This window comes from Streptomyces sp. NPDC054842 (assembly GCF_053611025.1).
Window position 1 is genome coordinate 26657 of the sequence record NZ_JBSGZN010000036.1, and the last position, 19364, is coordinate 46020.

Annotated in this window: 17 protein-coding genes; 12 read left to right on the top strand and 5 right to left on the bottom strand. The window is 73.9% G+C overall.

Annotated elements, in window-relative coordinates; translation table 11 throughout:
- Nucleotides 1–118: 118 nt before the first annotated feature.
- The 8 genes from ACWGIS_RS25650 to ACWGIS_RS25685 all read left to right on the top strand — a co-directional run bounded on the left by ACWGIS_RS25650 (nucleotide 119) and on the right by ACWGIS_RS25685 (nucleotide 11378).
- Entirely contained in the window at nucleotides 119–2446 is a 2328-nt protein-coding gene (locus tag ACWGIS_RS25650) for a molybdopterin oxidoreductase family protein (RefSeq protein WP_453364791.1), read from the top strand.
- Between the two features lie 134 nt (nucleotides 2447–2580).
- The gene (locus tag ACWGIS_RS25655) at nucleotides 2581–4026 is read left to right on the top strand and encodes a CitMHS family transporter (RefSeq protein ID WP_453364792.1); all 1446 of its coding nucleotides are present in this window, start codon (nucleotides 2581–2583) and stop codon (nucleotides 4024–4026) included.
- Nucleotides 4026–5279 carry an MFS transporter gene (locus ACWGIS_RS25660; protein WP_453364793.1) on the top strand — a complete coding sequence of 418 codons (1254 nt, stop codon included), beginning with the start codon at nucleotides 4026–4028 and terminating at the stop codon, nucleotides 5277–5279. The genes ACWGIS_RS25655 and ACWGIS_RS25660 overlap by 1 nt, the downstream gene beginning before the upstream one ends.
- A 106-nt stretch (nucleotides 5280–5385) precedes the next feature.
- A complete protein-coding gene (locus tag ACWGIS_RS25665) occupies nucleotides 5386–5979 on the top strand; it encodes a hypothetical protein (protein WP_453364794.1) in 594 nt (197 codons plus the stop codon).
- Nucleotides 5966–6784, top strand: coding sequence for a class F sortase (locus ACWGIS_RS25670; protein ID WP_453364795.1), 819 nt, complete (start codon nucleotides 5966–5968; stop codon nucleotides 6782–6784). The genes ACWGIS_RS25665 and ACWGIS_RS25670 overlap by 14 nt, the downstream gene beginning before the upstream one ends.
- A 292-nt stretch (nucleotides 6785–7076) precedes the next feature.
- The gene (locus ACWGIS_RS25675) at nucleotides 7077–8420 is read left to right on the top strand and encodes an ABC transporter ATP-binding protein (RefSeq protein WP_453364796.1); all 1344 of its coding nucleotides are present in this window, start codon (nucleotides 7077–7079) and stop codon (nucleotides 8418–8420) included.
- A gap of 464 nt (nucleotides 8421–8884) precedes the next feature.
- On the top strand, nucleotides 8885–10273 hold the full coding sequence (locus ACWGIS_RS25680; RefSeq protein ID WP_453364797.1) for an aldehyde dehydrogenase family protein: 1389 nt from the start codon (nucleotides 8885–8887) through the stop codon (nucleotides 10271–10273).
- A 25-nt stretch (nucleotides 10274–10298) separates the two neighbouring features.
- Complete coding sequence (locus ACWGIS_RS25685; RefSeq protein ID WP_453364798.1) at nucleotides 10299–11378, top strand: Zn-dependent alcohol dehydrogenase; 1080 nt, start codon at nucleotides 10299–10301, stop codon at nucleotides 11376–11378.
- Between the two features lie 83 nt (nucleotides 11379–11461).
- Here ACWGIS_RS25685 and ACWGIS_RS25690 read toward each other — a convergent pair whose 3' ends face one another.
- From ACWGIS_RS25690 to ACWGIS_RS25700, 3 genes are all read right to left on the bottom strand, one after another.
- Nucleotides 11462–12457 (bottom strand): DMT family transporter, encoded by a 996-nt coding sequence (locus ACWGIS_RS25690; protein WP_453364799.1) that lies wholly within the window; start codon nucleotides 12455–12457, stop codon nucleotides 11462–11464.
- 232 nt (nucleotides 12458–12689) lie between these two features.
- Nucleotides 12690–13430: an ArsR/SmtB family transcription factor gene (locus ACWGIS_RS25695; RefSeq protein ID WP_453364800.1), complete on the bottom strand. Its 741-nt coding sequence runs from the start codon at nucleotides 13428–13430 to the stop codon at nucleotides 12690–12692.
- Between the two features lie 36 nt (nucleotides 13431–13466).
- Nucleotides 13467–14108, bottom strand: a complete 642-nt coding sequence (locus tag ACWGIS_RS25700) for a TetR/AcrR family transcriptional regulator (protein WP_453364801.1) — start codon at nucleotides 14106–14108, stop codon at nucleotides 13467–13469.
- A gap of 104 nt (nucleotides 14109–14212) precedes the next feature.
- Between ACWGIS_RS25700 and ACWGIS_RS25705 the strand changes: the two genes are divergently transcribed.
- From ACWGIS_RS25705 to ACWGIS_RS25715, 3 genes are all read left to right on the top strand, one after another.
- Nucleotides 14213–15364: an acyl-CoA dehydrogenase family protein gene (locus tag ACWGIS_RS25705; RefSeq protein WP_453364802.1), complete on the top strand. Its 1152-nt coding sequence runs from the start codon at nucleotides 14213–14215 to the stop codon at nucleotides 15362–15364.
- A gap of 70 nt (nucleotides 15365–15434) precedes the next feature.
- Nucleotides 15435–15722, top strand: a complete 288-nt coding sequence (locus ACWGIS_RS25710) for a YiaA/YiaB family inner membrane protein (protein ID WP_453364803.1) — start codon at nucleotides 15435–15437, stop codon at nucleotides 15720–15722.
- Nucleotides 15723–15832: 110 nt separating this feature from the next.
- Nucleotides 15833–16459, top strand: a complete 627-nt coding sequence (locus ACWGIS_RS25715; RefSeq protein ID WP_453364804.1) for a TetR family transcriptional regulator — start codon at nucleotides 15833–15835, stop codon at nucleotides 16457–16459.
- Nucleotides 16460–16496: 37 nt separating this feature from the next.
- Here ACWGIS_RS25715 and ACWGIS_RS25720 read toward each other — a convergent pair whose 3' ends face one another.
- The gene (locus ACWGIS_RS25720; RefSeq protein WP_453364805.1) at nucleotides 16497–16958 is read right to left on the bottom strand and encodes a MaoC family dehydratase; all 462 of its coding nucleotides are present in this window, start codon (nucleotides 16956–16958) and stop codon (nucleotides 16497–16499) included.
- 62 nt (nucleotides 16959–17020) lie between these two features.
- On the opposite strand from ACWGIS_RS25720, the gene soxR reads away from it, so the two are divergent.
- On the top strand, nucleotides 17021–17575 hold the full coding sequence (gene soxR / locus ACWGIS_RS25725; RefSeq protein WP_453364806.1) for a redox-sensitive transcriptional activator SoxR: 555 nt from the start codon (nucleotides 17021–17023) through the stop codon (nucleotides 17573–17575).
- A gap of 633 nt (nucleotides 17576–18208) precedes the next feature.
- Here soxR and ACWGIS_RS25730 read toward each other — a convergent pair.
- On the bottom strand, nucleotides 18209–19276 hold the full coding sequence (locus ACWGIS_RS25730; RefSeq protein ID WP_453364807.1) for an RNA ligase (ATP): 1068 nt from the start codon (nucleotides 19274–19276) through the stop codon (nucleotides 18209–18211).
- Nucleotides 19277–19364: the final 88 nt, after the last annotated feature.

A 19364-nucleotide genomic window follows, 5' to 3' on the forward strand; every position in this document is an offset into this window, starting at 1 on the left:
ACGGCGCCCGGCCTCCGAGCCCGGCGGCGGCGGACGGTTCCGTGTCCGAGCGCGGCCCCGGTCTGCCGCGTCGAGGCGTCGCGGATTTCCGCCCCGACCCCGTCAGCCTCTCCCGGAGATGCATACCGGTCGGTATGCTCGGCGCAGCCCCTGCGTCACCGCTGCCGCCGCAACCCGGGAGGACCCCGTGTCCCGCACCACCGGTACCACCCCAGACTCCCGCACCGCCCTGCGGATCTGCCCGCTCTGCGAGGCGACCTGCGGGCTGACGCTCACCATCGAGGGCACCCGGGTGACCGGCGCGCGCGGAGACCGCGAGGACGTCTTCAGCCAGGGCTTCATCTGCCCCAAGGGCGCCTCGTTCGGCGCGGTCGACGCGGATCCCGACCGGCTGCGCACGCCGCTCGTGCGCAAGGACGGAGAGCTGCGGGAGGCCACCTGGGAGGAGGCGTTCGACGCCGTGGCCGCCGGACTGCGGCCCGTGGTCGAGCGGCACGGCCCGCACGCCGTCGGCGTCGTCCTCGGCAACCCGAACGTGCACACCATGGCCGGGGCCCTCTACCCGCCCGTCCTGCTCTCCGCGCTGGGTACGCACAGCCTCTTCACCGCGTCCACGGTCGACCAGATGCCCAAGCACGTGTCGAGCGGTCTCCTGTTCGGCGACGCCCTGGCCATCCCCGTACCGGACCTGGACCACACCGACCATCTGCTGCTCATCGGCGCCAACCCCCTGGAGTCCAACGGGAGTCTGTGCACCGCCCCCGACTTCCCCGGCAAGCTGAAGGCGCTGCGGGCGCGCGGCGGCACCCTCACCGTCATCGACCCGCGGCGCACGCGCACCGCCCGGCTCGCCGACCGGCACGTGCCGATCCGCCCCGGCACCGACGCCCTGCTGCTCGCCGCCATGGCCCACGTCCTCCACGAGGAGAAGCTCGTCGACCTGGGCGACCTGGCCGACCGGGTCGAGGGAACCGACGAACTCGGCTCCGCCCTGCGGGACTTCACGCCCGAGGCGGCCAGCGGGGCCTGTGACGTGCCCGCCGCCACCATCCGGGAGCTCGCCCGGGAACTCGCGGCCGCGCCCACCGCCGCCGTCTACGGCCGCATCGGCAGCTGCACCGTCCCGCACGGCACCCTCGCCAGCTGGCTGGTCGACGTCCTGAACATCCTCACCGGCAACCTCGACCGGCCTGGCGGCGCCCTGTTCCCCCAGGCCGCCACCGACCGCGCACCCCGGCCCGCGGGACCCGGCCGCGGGTTCGACCTCGGACGCTGGCACAGCCGGGTCGGCCGCCACCCCGAGGCCAAGGGCGAGCTGCCGCTGTCGGCGCTGGCCGAGGAGATCGACACCGCCACGGACGAGGGCACCCCGGTCCGCGCCCTCATCGCCGTCGCCGCCAATCCCGTACTCTCCGCCCCGGACGGCGACCGCCTCGACAAGGCCCTCGGCACGCTGGACTTCATGGTCAGCGTCGACCCGTACCTGAACGAGACGTCGCGCCACGCGCACGTCGTCCTGCCGCCGCCCCCGCCCTCGCAGAGCGCGCACCACGACTTCGCCTTCAACACGTTCGCCGTGCGCAACCAGGTGCGCTACACCCGCGCGGCGATCCCGCTGGAGCCGGGCCGCATGGCGGAGACCGAGATCCTCGCGCGGCTCGTCCTCGCCGCGACCGGCATGCACGGCGCCGACCCGTCCGCCGTGGACGCGATGGTCGTCGACAGCACCCTGGCCAAGGCCGTCGCCGACCCGAACTCCCCGGTGCACGGCCGTGATCCGGGAGAACTCGCCGCCGCGCTGACCGGGCTGAACGGTCCCGAGCGCCGCCTGGACATGATGCTGCGCCTCGGCCCGTACGGCGACGGCTTCGGCGCCCGGCCCGACGGCCTGCACCTGGAGAAGCTGCTCGCCCACCCGCACGGCATCGACCTCGGCCCGCTGCGCCCGCGCCTGCCGCAGGTGCTCAAGACCCGCAGCGGGCGCGTCGAGCTGCTGCCGGGCCCCATCGCCGGGGATCTGCCGCGGCTGCGGGACGCGCTGCGCGAGCGCCCGGACGGGCTGGTGCTCGTCGGCCGCCGCCATCTGCGGTCCAACAACAGCTGGATGCACAACATCCCGGCCCTCACCGGCGGTTCGAACCGCTGCTCGCTGCACGTCCACCCCGAGGACGCGGCCCGTCTGGGGATCACCGACGGAGCGCCCGTACGCGTCAAGGGCGCCGGGGGAGAGGTCACGGCCCCGGCCGAGATCACCGACGGTGTGCGGCGCGGGGTGGTGAGCCTGCCGCACGGCTGGGGGCACGACCGGCCGGGCGCCCGCCTCGGCCACGCCGCGCTGGACCCGGGCGTCAACGTCAACCAGCTGCTCGACGGCAGCCTGCTCGACCCGCTGTCGGGGACCGCCGTCCTGAACGGCATCGCGGTCGAGCTGACGCCCGTGCGCTGAGCAAAGCTGTGACCTGGAGTTTTGCGCTTATTGCTCGCACGTCAACATCTTGTTAACGCTTGTGGGATCGACCTAACGTCACTCGCACCGCCGGCCCTGGCGGGAGTTCAAGGGCGAACGTTAGGTGTCCCTCCATGCTGACCATCCTCGGCTTCGCCATGATCGCGACCTTCCTGGTCCTGATCATGCTGAAGAAGATGTCGCCGATCGCGGCGCTCGTGCTGATACCGGCACTCTTCTGTGTCTTCGTCGGAAAGGGCGCCCGGCTCGGTGACTACGTCATCGACGGCGTCACGAGCCTCGCCCCGACGGCGGCGATGCTGATGTTCGCGATCGTCTACTTCGGGGTGATGATCGACGTCGGACTCTTCGACCCGATCGTGCGGGGCATCCTGCGCTTCTGCAAGGCCGATCCGCTGCGGATCGTGGTCGGCACGGCCGTGCTCGCCGCGATCGTCTCGCTCGACGGCGACGGCTCGACCACCTTCATGATCACGGTCTCGGCGATGTACCCGCTGTACAAGCGCCTGAAGATGAGCCTGGTCGTGATGACCGGCGTCGCCGCGATGGCCAACGGCGTCATGAACACCCTGCCCTGGGGCGGACCGACCGCCCGCGCCGCCACCGCCCTGAAGGTCGACGCCGCCGACATCTTCGTGCCGATGATCCCGGCTCTCGCCGTCGGACTGCTCGGCGTCTTCGTCCTCGCCTACGTCCTCGGCCGCCGCGAGCGCACCCGGCTCGGGGTGCTCGCCCTGGACGAGGTGCTCGTCGAGGAGAAGGAGCCGAAGTCGCAGACCGTGCTCGTCGGTTCGGGCGGCTCCGCCGACGCGCCCCGCCCGGCCGGAAAAGCGGGCGGCGCCGGGACCGGCACGGATGCCGAAGGAACCGGGCGCCCCGAGAACCCCGGGACCGCCGACGAGGACGACGACAAGGGACTCCAGGTCCTGGACCCGACCCGCGCCACCCTGCGCCCGCGCCTCTACTGGTTCAACGCGCTGCTGACGGTCGTCCTGCTCACCGCCATGATCATGGAGTGGCTGCCGATCCCGGTGCTGTTCCTGCTCGGCGCCGCGCTCGCCCTGACCGTCAACTTCCCCAAGATGCCGGAGCAGAAGGCCCGCATCGGCGCCCACGCCGAGAACGTCCTGAACGTCGCCGGCATGGTCTTCGCCGCGGCCGTCTTCACCGGCGTCCTCCAGGGCACCGGCATGGTCGACCACATGGCCGAGTGGCTCGTCGGCAACATCCCCGACGGCATGGGTCCGCACATGGCCTTCGTCACCGGCGTCCTGAGCATCCCGCTCACGTACTTCATGTCGAACGACGGCTTCTACTTCGGCATCCTCCCGGTCCTCGCCGAGGCGGGCCAGGCCCACGGCGTCTCGACCCTGGAGATCGCCCGCGCCTCGATCGTCGGCCAGCCGCTGCACATGTCGAGTCCGCTCGTGCCCGCCGTGTACGTCCTGGTGGGCATGGCCAAGGTCGAGTTCGGCGACCACACCCGCTTCGTGGTCAAGTGGGCGGCCCTCACCTCGCTGGTGGTGCTCGCGGCCGGGATCCTCTTCGGCATCATCTGATGCCCGGTACGTCCAACCGCGAGCGGCCCGGCAGGAGTTGGCTGCTGCGCCTCGTCATCGCCTTCGGCTTCGCGCAGGGGGCCGTGTCGATGGCGCGGCCCGCCGTCTCCTACCGGGCCCTCGCCCTGGGCGCCGACGAGCGCGCCGTCGGGGTGATCGCGGGCGTCTACGCGCTGCTCCCGCTGTTCGCCGCGGTGCCGCTGGGCCGCCGCACCGACCACGGCCGCTGCGCGCCCCTGCTGCCCCTCGGGGTGGTGTTGATCGCCGGCGGCTGCGCGCTGAGCGGTACGGCCAACTCGGTGGCGGTGATGGCGGCGTGGAGCGGTGTGATGGGACTCGGCCATCTCTGCTTCGTGATCGGCGCCCAGTCGATCGTCGCCCGCCAGTCCGCGCCGCACGAACAGGACCGCAACTTCGGGCACTTCACCATCGGCGCGTCCCTCGGCCAGCTGGTCGGGCCGATCGCCGCGGGCGCCCTGATCGACGGCCGCGACATGGCGGGCAGCAGCGCGCTGGCCCTGCTCGTGGCGGGCGCGGTCGCGGCCGTCTCCTGCGCCTCGCTGTGGCGCATCGAGCACCGTACGGCGCCCAAGTCCCGTACGGAGCAAGGTGATCGCGTACCGGTCCGGCGCATCCTCGGCGCCCGGGGCGTGCCCGCCGGCATCTTCGTCAGCCTCGCCGTGCTGTCCGCGACGGACATCCTCACCGCGTACCTGCCGGTCGTCGGCGAACACCGGGGCATCGCGCCCTCCGTGATCGGCGCGCTGCTGAGCCTGCGCGCCGCGGCCACCATCGCCTGCCGCCTGGTGATGACGCCGATGCTGCGCCTGCTCGGCCGGACCGCGCTGCTCACCGCGACCTGCCTGCTCGCCGGCGTGCTGTGCGCGGGCATCGCCCTGCCGGTGCCGGTGTGGGCGCTGGCCGTGATGCTCGCGGTGCTCGGCTTCTGCCTCGGTGTCGGCCAGCCCCTGTCGATGACGACGGTCGTCCAGGCCGCCCCGGACGGCGCCCGCTCCACCGCCCTCGCCCTGCGGCTGACCGGCAACCGGCTCGGCCAGGTCGCCGCGCCCGCCGCCGCGGGACTGGTCGCCGGCCTGTCGGGGGTCGCCGCGCCGTTCGTGATGCTCGGCGCGCTGCTGCTGCTGTCGTCGGGGATCGCGCTGCGCGCCCCGGGGAGACCCGCGCCGCCTCCGGACCCGGGCGGCGCGCCACGGCGGTCCCGGGCGCGATTGGGCCGGGCGAGGGATATCTGACGCGCCGTCCGGCGCTGCTCACGTGTCCGGTGGTGCGGATGTGAAAGAGAGTCAGGAGAAAGAGCGATTTGTATGAAAATCGTCTCGTCTGACTCGGAGGAAACGCATGCCCACCACGACCGTCCCACGCCGTGCCGCCGTCCTCGCGGCGCTGACCCTTGCCGGCTCCGCCCTGGCCGGTGCGCAGGCCGCCACCGCCGCTCCCGCCCCGGCTGTCCCCGGTGCCGCCGGTGACGTCAAGATCCACAAGGTGGGCACGCCCTTCAGCGACCCGCGCGACGAGCCGAAGGTGTGTGAGTTCTACCTCGACGCCACGAACTTCGACGTGGCCCCGAGCCTCACCTACACCATCCAGTCGCAGCCGCCGTCGGCGAGCGGCGCCACCCTGAACGGCACCGTCCAGCTCGCCTCCGGCGGCGGCCACAGCGACCCGCTGGCGCTGCCGGACGGCCAGTACAAGGTCACGGTGACGGGTGGCACCGGCGCACCCAAGGAGAAGGTGTTCCGCGTGGACTGCGACAAGGACGCGTCGCCGGCGCCGTCGAAGGCCCCGCACGGCGGTGTCCACGCGGGCGGCGGCGGCCTCGCCGAGTCCAGCGCCATCTCGCCGTTCGCCGGTGCCGCGGCCGTCGGGCTGGTCGTCGCCGGTGGAGTCGTGTACTTCCGCCTGCTGCGCCGTCGCCCCGATGGTGCGGCGTAGGCGCCGCAGGCCCTGGTACCGGACGCGCGCGTACCGTCTCACCAGGACGACGGTGCTCACCGTCGTCCTGGTGACGGTCGGCATCCAGTGCGCTCAGGACGACGAGCCCACGGAGCCGGCCACCGTCGGCGCGGCGGGGCACGGAGGCGCCGAGGCGTCCTCCCGCCCCGCCCCGGCCGCCCCGGACGCGCGCGGCGCGGCCCGGCCTCGTCCCGAGCAGCCCCGGCAGACCCGGCAGGCCCCCGCACCCCGGCCCACCCCCAGCCCCACCCGGACCCCCGCGGCCAAGCCCACGCCCACCCCCAAACGCACCGTCGCCCCCCGGCCGGCCCCCGCGCCCCGGCCGCTGCCCCGGTCGCGGCCGACCACGCTCGACATCAGGTATCTCCGGCTGCACGCACCGGTCATGGACCTGCGGCTCGACCGCCGGGGACAGCTCACCACCCCGCCGGTCGACAACCCGAAACTGGTCGGCTGGTACGCGGGCGGACCCTCGCCCGGCGAACCCGGCACCTCCGTCGTCGTCGGCCACCGCGACACCAGGACCGGCGCCGCCGTCTTCGCGGGGCTCGCCGCGCTCCGGCCGGGCAAGGTCGTCGAGCTCCGCCGCGCGGACGGGCGGACCGCCGTCTACACGGTCGACGAGGTGCGGACGTACGAGAAGTCGCGCTTCCCCGACCGCAAGGTCTACGGGCCGAGCAGGCGTCCGGAGCTGCGCCTGATCACCTGCGGCGGCACGTACAGCGCGAAGACCGGCTACGCGAGCAACGTCGTCGTCTTCGCCCACCTCACCGCGACGCGCTGACCGCTCCCGGGCGGCCCGGAACCGGCCGCCCGCGCCCCGGCCGGGGACGGGCCGGCGGCCGGCGCGCCGGGCGCGGGGCCCGGCCGGCAGTGCGCGGACGCGGGCCCGCGCACCGGGGCCGAACCGGAACGTCCGGTTTCTCCTCTGTCGAACGGTCCGTCAGATCCGCCGCACATCTTCCCCTGGGCGTGTGCGGTCCGTTAACTTCCGTGACTCATACGTCCCGTACGACCCGCACGGGACGTTCCGCCGCGGAGCACCAGCGCCCTGTGAGCCCCCGGGGGCACCAGTCATGACACGCGCCATCTCCCTGCACCAGGTCAGCAAGTCGTACACCCGCGGCGTCCGCGTGGTGGAACGGCTGTCGCTCGACATCCGTCCCGGCGAGTTCCTCGTCCTGCTCGGTCCGTCCGGCTGCGGCAAGTCGACGGTCCTGAGGATGATCGCCGGACTCGAGGAGGTCACCGAGGGCGAGATCCGGCTGGACGGCGAGTACGCCAATGAACTGCCGCCCTCCGGACGGGACATGGCGATGGTCTTCCAGAACTTCGCCCTCTACCCGAGCATGACCAGCCGCGACAACATCGGCTTTCCGCTGCGCATCGAGAGCCCGGGCGCCGACCACCGTCCGCGCGTCGACGCCACCGCCCGGATGCTCGGCATCGAGGACCTGCTCGACCGCTTCCCGAGCCAGCTCTCCGGCGGCGAGCGCCAGCGGGTCGCGATGGGACGCGCGATCGCCCGCCACCCCTCCGCCTTCCTGATGGACGAGCCGCTGTCCAACCTCGACGCCAAACTGCGCAACCACCTGCGCGCCGAGATCGCCAAGCTCACCCGGGACCTGGGCGTCACCACCGTCTACGTCACCCACGACCAGGCCGAGGCGATGTCGCTCGGCGACCGCGTCGCCGTCCTGCGCGGCGGTGTCCTCCAGCAGCTCAGCACACCGCGCGACGTCTACGCCCTGCCCGCCAACGTCTTCGTGGCCGCCTTCATCGGCACACCGCGCATCAACCTGCTGCGCGGGTTCGTCCGGGCCCCGCTCGACGGCGCCATGTCGATCAGCCTCGGCCGGCAGTACCTGCGGCTGCCCGAGCCCCTCTCCCTCGACCACCAGTTGCTGCGCGTGCAGCAGGGGCGCGAGGTCATCGTCGGACTGCGCTCCGAGGCCGTACGGATCGCCAAGCCCGCCGCGGCCCGCCCCGGCGAGGTGGCGATCACCGGACTGGTCGAGCACGTCGAGTTCCAGGGCCACGAGGTCCTCGTCCACTTCAACACCGGCTCCCGGCCCGCCGTCGTACCGGAGCTGGAGGCGCCGCGCCCGCTCCGGCCGGTGCGGCGCCGCCGCCGGGACGGCACCGTCCTGACCCGGCTGCGGGAGCGGGCCGGTTCGCTGCGCGCCGGGCCCGTCGTGGTCCTGGAGCACCCCGGGGACGCCGATCCCGTGACCGCGGAACCCGCGCCGCCCGACGGACGGCTGCCCGGTGACCTCGTCGTCCGCACCACCCCGGACATCGAGCTCCGGCACGGCATGCAGGTGCCGCTCCTCGTGGACCTCGCGCACCTGTTCGTCTTCGACCAGCACGGGGAACGGATCTGCCCCGCCCCGGCACGGCTGCCCGACCTGGAGGAGTGAGTCCCGCCGGGGGACGCCCCGCCCGCTCACGCCAACCGCGTCGGGCCCCGCGGCACCCGCGCGCGGGGACGCGGCCGGTTCCCTGATCCCCGCGGACGGCGACCCGGTCCGGTCCCGCGATGCCCGCCCCCGGGAACCCGGTCCGGACCCGTCGTGCCCGCACACGGAACCCGCGATGCCGGGACGCGGGAGCCCGGTCCGATGCGCGATGCCCGCGCCGACGAGGTCCGACGGCGTCCGCCCCGTGCGACGAGTGCCGCGCGGGGCGCCTTCACGTGCCGGGGCGGGCCCGGCGCGGGCCGGCGCGGGGCGGCACCGGGCGGGATGAGTCGACATGCCGGGCCTTCGCGGCCGAGGATGCCTGTGGGGTCCGAGGGGTCCCGGGGCAGGATCCCTCTGGCGCCCGAAAACTATCATCGCTAGTTTAGGGTGCGGACGACGCGGCCCCTCCCGGGAGGAACACGATGAAGGCACATGACGGCATGTACATCGACGGTGCCTGGCGCCCCGCCGCCGGCGCGGACACGATCGAGGTCGTGAACCCCGCCGACGAGCAGGTCGTCGGCCGGGTCCCGGCGGGCACCGTCGAGGACGTCGACGCCGCCGTACGCGCCGCGCGCGCCGCCTTCCCGGGCTGGGCGGCGACGCCCCCGGCCGAGCGGGCGGCCCGCTTGGCGGCCCTGCGCGACGTGCTCGTGGCCCGCAAGGACGAGATCGCCGAGACCGTGACGACCGAGCTGGGCTCGCCCCTGCCGTTCTCGCAGGCGGTCCACGCGACCGTGCCGATCCTCGTCGCCGGCTCCTACGCCGAGCTGGCCGCCACGTACGCCTTCGAGGAGAAGGTCGGGAACTCGACCGTCTACCAGGAGCCGGTCGGGGTCGTCGGCGCGATCACCCCCTGGAACTACCCGCTCCACCAGATCGTCGCCAAGGTCGCCCCGGCGCTCGCCGCGGGCTGCACCGTGGTGCTCAAGCCCGCCGAGGACACGCCGCTCACCGCCCAGCTCTTCGCCGAGGCCGTGCACGAGGCGGGCGTACCGGCCGGCGTCTTCAACCTCGTCACCGGCCTCGGCCCGGTGGCCGGCCAGGCCCTCGCCGAGCACCCGGGCGTGGACCTCGTCTCCTTCACCGGCTCCACGGCCGTCGGCCGGCGCATCGGCGCCACCGCGGGCGCGGCGGTCAAGCGGGTCGCCCTGGAGCTCGGCGGCAAGTCCGCCAACGTCATCCTGCCGAGCGCCGACCTCGCCAAGGCCGTGAACGTCGGCGTCGCCAACGTGATGTCCAACTCCGGCCAGACGTGCAGCGCCTGGACCCGGATGCTCGTGCACACCTCCCAGTACGAGGAGGCCGTCGAGCTGGCCGCGGCCGCCGCCGCGAAGTACGGCGAACGCATCGGCCCCGTCGTCAACGCCAAGCAGCAGGAGCGCGTGCGCGGTTACATCGAGAAGGGCGTCGCGGAGGGCGCGCGGCTCGTCGCGGGCGGTCCCGCATCCCCGCGCGAGCAGGGCTACTTCGTCCAGCCCACCGTCTTCGCCGACGTCACCCCCGACATGACCGTCGCGCAGGAGGAGATCTTCGGCCCGGTGCTCACCGTCCTGCGGTACGAGGACGAGGCGGACGCCCTGCGGATCGCCAACGGCACGGTGTACGGGCTCGCGGGCGCGGTGTGGGCCGGCGAGGAGTCGGAGGCCGTCGCCTTCGCCCGCCGTCTCGACACCGGCCAGGTCGACATCAACGGCGGACGCTTCAACCCCCTCGCGCCCTTCGGCGGTTACAAGCAGTCCGGAGTGGGCCGCGAACTGGGCGCGCACGGATTGTCCGAGTACCTCCAGACCAAGTCCCTGCAGTTCTAGTCGAGATCCGGGAGCCTTCCTCATCATGGTCCGCGCCGCTGTACTGCCCGCCGTGGGTGCTCCGCTGGAGATCACCGAGATCGAGCTGCCCGACCCCGGGCCGGGCCAGGTCCGCATCCGGCTCGCCGCCGCCGGGGTGTGCCACTCCGACCTCTCCCTGTCCGACGGCACCATGCGGCTGCCGGTCCCGGCCGTCCTCGGCCACGAGGGCGCCGGCACCGTCGTCTCCGTCGGCGAGGGCGTCACCCACATCGCCCCCGGCGACGGCGTCGTCCTCAACTGGGCGCCCTCCTGCGGGATCTGCCACGCCTGCTCCCTGGGCGAGGTCTGGCTGTGCGCCGACGCGCTGGCCGGCGCCGCGCACGTGTACGCGCACCGCGCCGACGGCACGGAGCTGCACCCCGGCCTGAACGTCGCCGCGTTCGCCGAGGAGACCGTCGTCTCCGCCGCCTGCGTCCTGCCGCTGCCCGAGGGGGTGCCGCTCACCGACGCGGCCCTGCTCGGCTGCGCCGTGCTCACCGGCTACGGCGCCGTCCACCACTCCGCGAAGGTCCGGCAGGGCGAGACGGTGGCCGTCTTCGGCGTGGGTGGCGTCGGCCTGTCCACGCTCCAGGCCGCCCGGCTGGCGGGCGCGTCGAAGATCATCGCGGTGGACGTCTCGCCCGAGAAGGAGGCGCTGGCCCGGGAGGCCGGGGCCACCGACTACGTCGTCGCCTCCGACACCACCGCCCGCGAGATCCGGGGCCTCACCGGCAAGCAGGGCGTCGACGTGGCCGTGGAGTGCGTGGGCCGCGCCGTCACCATCCGCACCGCCTGGGAATCCACCCGCCGCGGCGGGCGCACCACGGTCGTCGGCATCGGCGGCAAGGACCAGCAGGTCACCTTCAACGCCCTGGAGATCTTCCACTGGGGCAGGACGCTGTCCGGCTGCGTCTTCGGCAACTCGGACCCGGCGAGGGACGTGCCGGTGCTGGCCGAGCACGTGCGCGCGGGCCGCCTCGACCTCGGGATGCTGGTCACCGAGCGGATCGCCCTCGACGGCATCCCGGCCGCCTTCGACAACATGATCGCCGGCAAGGGCGGCCGGGCGCTGGTGATCTTCTAAGGGAGACGGGGGCCGGACCGATCCCGGCCCGCCGGTGCCGGCCGCCCGCTCGACGCCGGGCCGCGGCCTCCGTCCCCGCTCCCTCAGGCCCGCTCGTTCCCGGCCTCCGTGCCCCGGTCCGGCCGCGCCGTGGCGGCCGGCTCCGGGGACGGCGCCGTGGCGGCGGCCGCCGCGGCCCGCGAACGCGGCCGGGACCGGGAGACCGCCACGCCCGCCAGGCACAGCAGTCCGCCGCCGAGGGTGAACAGGCCCGGGACCTCGTCGAGGAACAGCCAGGACATCAGCACGACCAGGGCGGGCACGGCGTACGTGGTCGCGCCCATCCTGCTGGCCGTCGTACGGGCCAGCGCGTAGGCCCAGGTCGTGAACGCCAGCGCGGTCGGGAAGACGCCCAGGTACAGCATGTTGAGGGTGGCCGAGGCGGGGGCGTCGGCCGCGTCCCGCACCAGCTGCCCGGCGAACGGCAGACACACGACGGCTCCGACCAGGCACCCGAAGGTCGTCACCTGGAGGGGGCTGCCGCTGCCCAGCGCGGGCTTCTGCGCGACCACGCCGGCCGCGTACGCGCCCGCGGCCAGCAGGCACAGCACGACGCCCAGCACCGACGAGCCGCCGCCGCCCGACATGGACAGCCCGACCGTGACGGCACCCGCGAAGGACACCGCCATGCCGGCGAGCAGCCGCGGCGGCATGGCGTCACCGAGCAGCCGCGAGCCGAGCAGGGCGATCAGGATCGGCCCGATGTTCACCACCAGCGCCGCCGTGCCCGCGTCCACCTGCTGTTCGCCCCAGTTGAGCGCCACCATGTAGAAGCCGAACCAGAGCAGCCCGGATATCGCGATCCCGCGCCAGGCCGCCCGCGGCGGCAGTCCCTCCCCGCGGACGAGCCACAGCACCCCGAGGGTGAGGGCGCCGGCCAGCAGCCGTCCGAGGGCCAGTCCTCCCGGCGCGTACGCGGCACCCGCGCTGCGGATGGAGACGAAGGCGGAGGCCCAGAGGACGACGGTGACCGCGGCGGCACCGGCGGCGAGCAGCTCCGCGCGGCGACCGGGGGCGGCGGACGGGGAAGTGGACATCATGCTCCTGAGGCTAGGGACGACGGCGGGAAAGGGCTCGCGGATTATGGCCCTCGTGGTCATGAGGGGGAGGGGCGACGGAAGTTCTCGGGCGGGTCCGGCAGGGGCCAGGGGTGACGCGGGCCTCCGTTGTCTCCGAGGTGCGGGGCGCCTCCGCCCTCGTACGGCCGTCCCGGAGCCGGACATCGGGGAGTGCGGCGTGGACGCCCGGGGGCCGGTGCTCGGCGGGCGGTGGTCAGCGCAGGGCCGTCGGGGCGATGCCCAGCAGCTGCGCCAGCATCCGCTCGCCCCGGTCCGTGACCTTCACCGCCCGTTCCGAGCCGATGCGCACGCACCAGCCCGCGTCCAGGGCGTGGCGGCACAGCGCGGCGCCCGCGACACCCGCCAGGTGGGGGCGCCGCTCGGTCCAGTCGAGGCAGGCCCGCGCCAGTGGCCGGCGCCCGGTGCGGGCGAGGCCGATGCCCGCCGCCGCGAACCAGTGCAGTCCGGCGTCCGTGAGCGCGAACCCGGTGTCCTGGCGCAGCAGCCGGCGCTCCGTCAGCGCGTCCGTGACGGCGATGCCGAGCCGCCCGGCGAGGTGGTCGTAGCAGGTGCGGCCCCGCGCCATCGCGGCCCCGGCACCCGCCTGCCCGAGGGTGCGCGGCGGTTCGGCGGGGCCGGGGGCGACCTGGGCGGCGAGGTCCTCGACGAGCTGCGCCACGCGCGCGTCGGCGAGCCGCACGTAGCGGTGCCGCCCCTGGCGTTCCTCGGTGAGCAGGCCGCCCGCGACGAGCTTGCCGAGGTGCTCGCTCGCTGTGGACGCGGCGACCCCGGCGTGCCGGGCCAGCTCGCCGGCGGTCCACGCCCGCCCGTCGAGCAGTGCCAGCAGGCACGCGGCCCTCGTCTCGTCGGCGATCAGCCCGGCGAGCCGGGCCAGCCCCGGTGCCTGGGCGTCCCGTGACCCGCGTCGGCCTGTCGTCGTCATGCGCTCCAGCATCCCGCACGGACGGTTCGGCGGGCACCGAACCGTGCCCTACGCGCCTCTTCCCACCTGCTCGTACTGCTGCGACAGCCCGTCCAGCAGCGCGGTGAGGCCCGTCTCGAAGGCCCGCTCGTCGATCTTCTCCTGCTGCTCGGCGAGGAGGTGGGCCTGCCCGAGGTGCGGATAGTCGGCGGGGTCGTAGGCGGTCTCGTCGTCCACGAAGCCGCCGGCGAACGAGCCGAGCGCGGAACCCATGATGAAGTACCGCATCAGCGCGCCGATCGAGGTCGCCTGGGCGGGCGGCCAGCCCGCGTCGACCATGGCGCCGAAGACGGCGTCCGCGAGACGCAGCCCGGCGGGCCGGCGGCCGGGCCCGCGGGCCAGCACCGGGACGATGTTGGGGTGGTCGCGCAGGGCGGCGCGGTAGGAGACGGCCCAGTCGTGCAGGGCGGTCCGCCAGTCCCGCCCGTCCTCGAACATCGACAGGTCGACCTGGGCGCTCACCGAGTCCGCGACCGCCTCCAGGATCTGGTCCTTGGTGCGGAAGTGGTTGTAGAGCGAGGGGCCGCTCACCCCGAGCTCGGCGGCGAGCCGGCGGGTGGAGACGGCCGCGAGACCCTCCGCGTCGACGAGCGCCCGCGCCGTCTCGACGATGCGGTCGGTGCTCAGCAGGGGCTTGCGCGGTCGGGCCATGGCGCACATAGTAGGGCTGCGGACGGAAACTAGCAGTGCTAATTTAAATGTCCGGTATTCAAGCTCGGTAGCCGAGTACGGCCTTCCATGTGGGGTGACGCGTCATGAACCTGGAGCTCAGTGAGGAGCAGACCGCGGTCCGGCGGCTCGCCAAGGACTTCGTGGACCGCGAGATCGCCCCGAACGTCATCGCCTGGGACCGCGCCGAGGAGGTCGACCGGTCCCTCGTGAAGAAGCTCGGCGAGGTCGGCTTCCTCGGGCTCACCGTCGACGAGGAGTACGGCGGCTCAGGCGGCGACCACCTCGCCTACTGCCTGGTGACCGAGGAGCTGGGCCGGGGCGACTCCTCGGTCCGGGGCATCGTCTCGGTCTCCCTCGGCCTGGTCGCCAAGACGATCGCGCACTGGGGGAGCGAGGAGCAGAAGCGGCGGTGGCTGCCGGGACTCACCTCGGGCGACCTCGTCGGCTGCTTCGGCCTCACCGAGCCGGGCACCGGCTCCGACGCGGGCAACCTGACCACGAGGGCCGTACGCGACGGCGACGACTACGTCATCGACGGCACCAAGATGTTCATCACGAACGGCACCTGGGCCGATGTCGTCCTCCTCTTCGCCCGCTCCACCGACGCCCCCGGCCACAAGGGCGTCTCCGCCTTCCTCGTCCCGGCCGACACCCCCGGCCTCACCCGGCGCACCATCCACGGCAAGCTCGGCCTGCGCGGCCAGGCCACCGCGGAACTGGTGCTGGAGGGCGTGCGCGTCCCCGCCGACGCCATGCTCGCCCCGGAGGGCAAGGGCTTCTCCGTCGCCATGTCCGCGCTCGCCAAGGGCCGCATGTCGGTCGCCGCGGGCTGCGTCGGCATCGCCCAGGCCGCGCTGGACGTGGCGGTGAAGTACGCGACCGAGCGCGAGCAGTTCGGCAAGCCGATCGCCCACCACCAGCTCGTCCAGGAGCTGCTCAGCGACATCGCCGTGGACGTGGACGCCGCGCGCCTGCTCACCTGGCGGGTCGCGGACCTCATCGACCGGGGGCAGCCGTTCGCGCCCGAGGCGTCCAAGGCCAAGCTGTTCGCCTCCGAGGCGGCGGTGCGGGCCGCGAACAACGCCCTGCAGGTCTTCGGCGGCTACGGCTACATCGACGAGTACCCGGCGGGCAAGCTGCTGCGCGACGCCCGCGTGATGACCCTCTACGAGGGCACCAGCCAGATCCAGAAGCTGCTCATCGGGCGCGCGCTGACGGGCGTCTCCGCCTTCTGAGTACGCCCTCGCGGATCCCGTGAGTATCTCGGCGGATGTGGCCCCGGCCGCGTCCGCCGAAGCTGTTCCCATGAGTGAGACACCGGTCAAGCAGCAGTCCACGGCGGCCTTCTACGGCCAGGCCGTGGCCTCTTTCGCGGTCGCCATCGCGGCCACCGCCCTCGGGATCTACCGTCTGGAGGCCAACGCCTGGGTGCGCGGCTTCCTCGGGATCGCCGTCCTGTACCTCGTGACCTCGTCCTTCACCCTGGCCAAGGTGATCCGCGACCGCCAGGAGGCCGGGCAGATCGTCAGCCGCGTCGACCAGGCGCGGCTGGAGAAGCTGCTCGCCGACCACGACCCTTTCGAGCAGCGCTGAGCGGCGCTGGGCGGCGCTGACCATTTCGCGCACCGCTGAGCGGGCACTCTAAGCGCCCGCTCAGCTTCAGGGGTATGGTGTTCGTCCTGCCACTGGAAGGGGCGCGAGCGATGACTACGGCGGAGGAGACGGCCGGCGGCGAGACGCAGCCGTGGGGCGAGGTCACCCCGGACGCGGCCCGGCGGCTGCTCGTGGCCGCCGTGGAGGCCTTCGCCGAGCGCGGTTACCACGCGACGACCACCCGGGACATCGCCGGCCGCGCGGGTATGAGCCCCGCCGCGCTCTACATCCACTACAAGACCAAGGAAGAACTGCTCCACCGGATCAGCCGGATCGGGCACGAGAAGGCGCTCGCCATCCTGCGGGCCGCGGCCGACGGCGAGGGCGGCGCGGCCGAGCGCCTGGAGGTGGCCGTGTCCTCCTTCGTCCGGTGGCACGCGGCCCAGCACACCACCGCACGGGTCGTGCAGTACGAGCTCGACGCCCTCGGCCCCGACGCCCGCGCCGAGATCGTCGGCCTGCGCCGTCAGGTCGACGCCCAGGTCCGCGGGATCATCCAGGACGGGGTGGCGGCGGGCACCTTCGACGTGCCGGACGTGCCGGGCACCTCGCTGGCGGTGCTGTCGCTCTGCATCGACGTGGCCCGCTGGTTCAACGTGAACGGTCCGAGGACGCCCGACGAGGTCGGCGCGCTCTACGCCGACCTCGTGCTGCGGATGGTGGGCGCCAGGAAGTGACCGGCTGGAGCCGCCGGGCACCCGGTCCGCTCACGGGTCAGAAGTAGTAGCGGGAGACCGACTCCGCGACGCACACCGGCTTGTCGCCGCCCTCGCGCTCGACCGTCACCACGGCCGTGAGCTGGACACCGCCGCCCGCTTCGGTGACCTCCTTGAGGACCGCGGTGGCGCGCAGCCGCGAACCCACCGGCACCGGCGCGGGGAAGCGCACCTTGTTCGCGCCGTAGTTGACGCCCATCTTCATGCCCTCGACCCGCATCACCTGGGGTACCAGGGCGGGCAGCAGCGACAGCGTCAGATAGCCGTGCGCGATGGTGGTGCCGAAGGGGCCCGCCGCCGCCTTCTCCGGGTCCACGTGGATCCACTGGTGGTCGCCCGTGGCCTCCGCGAACAGATCGATCCGCTTCTGGTCGACTTCCAGCCAGTCGCTGTGGCCCAACTGCTCGCCCACGGCCGCCTTCAGCTCGTCGGCGGATGTGAAGATCCTCGGCTCTGCCATGTCCCTGGCCTCCCGCGCGTCAATGTCTAAGCGACTGCTTAGCATGGTCGGGCTCGGGCCTCATGTCAACGGACCGGCCCGGCGAGCGGGTCGGTAGGGTTCGAGGGGTGCCCCAGATTTCCGAGAAGATCCACGAACTCACGGTCGGCCAGCTGTCGGCCCGTAGCGGCGCCGCCGTCTCGGCCCTGCACTTCTACGAGTCCAAGGGCCTGATCAGCAGTCGCCGCACCGCGGGCAACCAGCGCCGGTACCACCGTGACGCCCTGCGCCGGGTCGCGTTCGTGCGGGCCGCCCAGCGCGTCGGCATCCCGCTCGCCACGATCCGCGAGGCGCTGGCCGAGCTGCCCGAGGAACGCACGCCGACGCGTGCGGACTGGGCCCGGCTCTCCGAGGCGTGGCGGTCGGAGCTGGACGACCGCATCGCGCAGCTGAGCCGGCTCCGCGACCATCTGACGGACTGCATCGGGTGCGGCTGCCTGTCGCTGGAGAACTGCGTGCTCTCCAACCCCGACGACGTCTTCGGCGAACGCCGGGCCGGCTCCCGCCTCATGGTGGAGCGCCCCCGCACCCCACAACCCCGCGAGCCCCGCGGGGAGGCCACCGAGGAGTGCCGCTGAGCGCTCCTACGGGCGGGGGCGTGGCCCCGGGGTTCGCCGGCCCCCGCTTCCCGGGGCCGGTCCTGTGCGCCGGCGGTGAAGGCGCGGGCCGACGCCCCGGCGCACCTGCGTACAGCCGGAGCGGCTGCTCAGCGGACGCGCCCCGACCCGCCTGCGTGCCCAGGGGCTGATGGGCGGGGCGCCCCCGACCCGGGTGCGTGATGGCGCGCCTTCACCCGCGGGCTCGCCGGTGGGCGCCGGTGCGCTTCGGCGCACCTGCGCAGCGCCGAAGGCGGATGCCGGGGCGTTACGCCCGACGCCCTGCGTGCCCGAGGCGGACAGGGGGGCGACGCCGGCCCCGCACCCCCGCCCCGGCCCCCTGCGCGCCGGTACGTACGCGCAACGCCCGCCGTCCCGCGTGGGGCAGCGCCCCCGCAACCGCCCGCGCCGCCCAGGTGCGTTACGCCCTGCGCCCCGAGGCGGCGGCGGTACGCCCGACGTCACCTCGGGGGCGCGTGCCCGACGCGGGTACGGCGGGCGGCGCCCTCCGTACCCCCGCCCGCCCTCGCGCCCCCGGAGGCCCGCCTCCGAGCCGCGCCTCCGGCCCCCGGTCGGACCGAGGGGCCGGAGGGCGTATCCGGCGCCGTCGGGCGGCTACTCGTACTCCGTGCCGCCCTTGCGGGTCAGGTACGCCGGGCTCACCGCCTTCGCGATGGCGCGGCCGCCCGTCACCGGGCTGTGGCGCTCGGTGGCCGGGCGGATCACCACGCCCTCGCGCAGGTGCAGTGCGCGGCCGGACACGGTCTCCCGGCCCGAGGCGAACTCCAGGACGCGCGCGATGTCGTACGGGCCCGCGTACAGCCGCGGCACCAGCGGCAGTTCGCCGTCCAGCAGCGCCGCCGCGTCCAGCCAGCGGACCTGGCCGTCGATCTCCGCGCAGACGTCGAAGGCGGCGTAACCCAGCGTCTCGCGGCGGCCGTCGGCGCCGTACGACAGGTCCTGCACGCCCGCGCCGTACACCTCCCCGAAGATCCCGACGCGGGCCGCCCCCAGCCGCCCGGCGAGCCGCGCCGCCGCCTCCGCGACCCCGTGGCCGCGGACCGCGCGCCAGTACAGGTTGCGCGGGTCCTCGGTCAGCGCCAGCGACTTGGCGCCGAAGCCCTTGGAGGACACGTGGACCCGGCCGTCGGCGGCGCAGTACGTCAGCAGGCACGCGGAGCCGTGCAGCTTCTCGGTCAGGACGACCGGCTCGCCCGGCGTGAAGATGTCCGGGTGGCGCTGGATGTTCTCGATGTCGACCCAGGGCAGCAGGCCCGGCGCCGACTCGACCTCGCCGCTCATCGTGGGCGGGATCGGAGGCACCCACTTCACGATGCCGAGTAGGCCGGCGAAGTCGGTGCCCTCCGCGGCGGCCCGCGCCAGGTCGACGCCCGCGAGCGCCTTCGGGCGGCACACGATGCCCTGCGACAGCTCGCCGCGGAGCCGGACCGCCTTCACCCGGTCCGCGCCGCTGCCCGCCAGCCGCCCGGTCAGCCCCAGCTCGTCGATCAGCCCGGCCGGGAGCACGGACTGCTCCGGGATGTAGACGGCGGTCTCACCGGTGCGGAAGGCACCCTTGGCGACGACGGCCCGGTACAGGCCCACCTGGGCCAGTTCGAGCGCGTCCGCGTTCGGGTGCTCGTGGACGGTCAGGACTTCGGCGGTGACGCGCAGCGTCGACATCGTGGGCTCCCCGGTCGCTCAGCCGTGTCTCATCGCCCCCAACTCTCCGTGCGCATAAGGGGTGGAGCGAGCGAATTCGGGGCTGCTA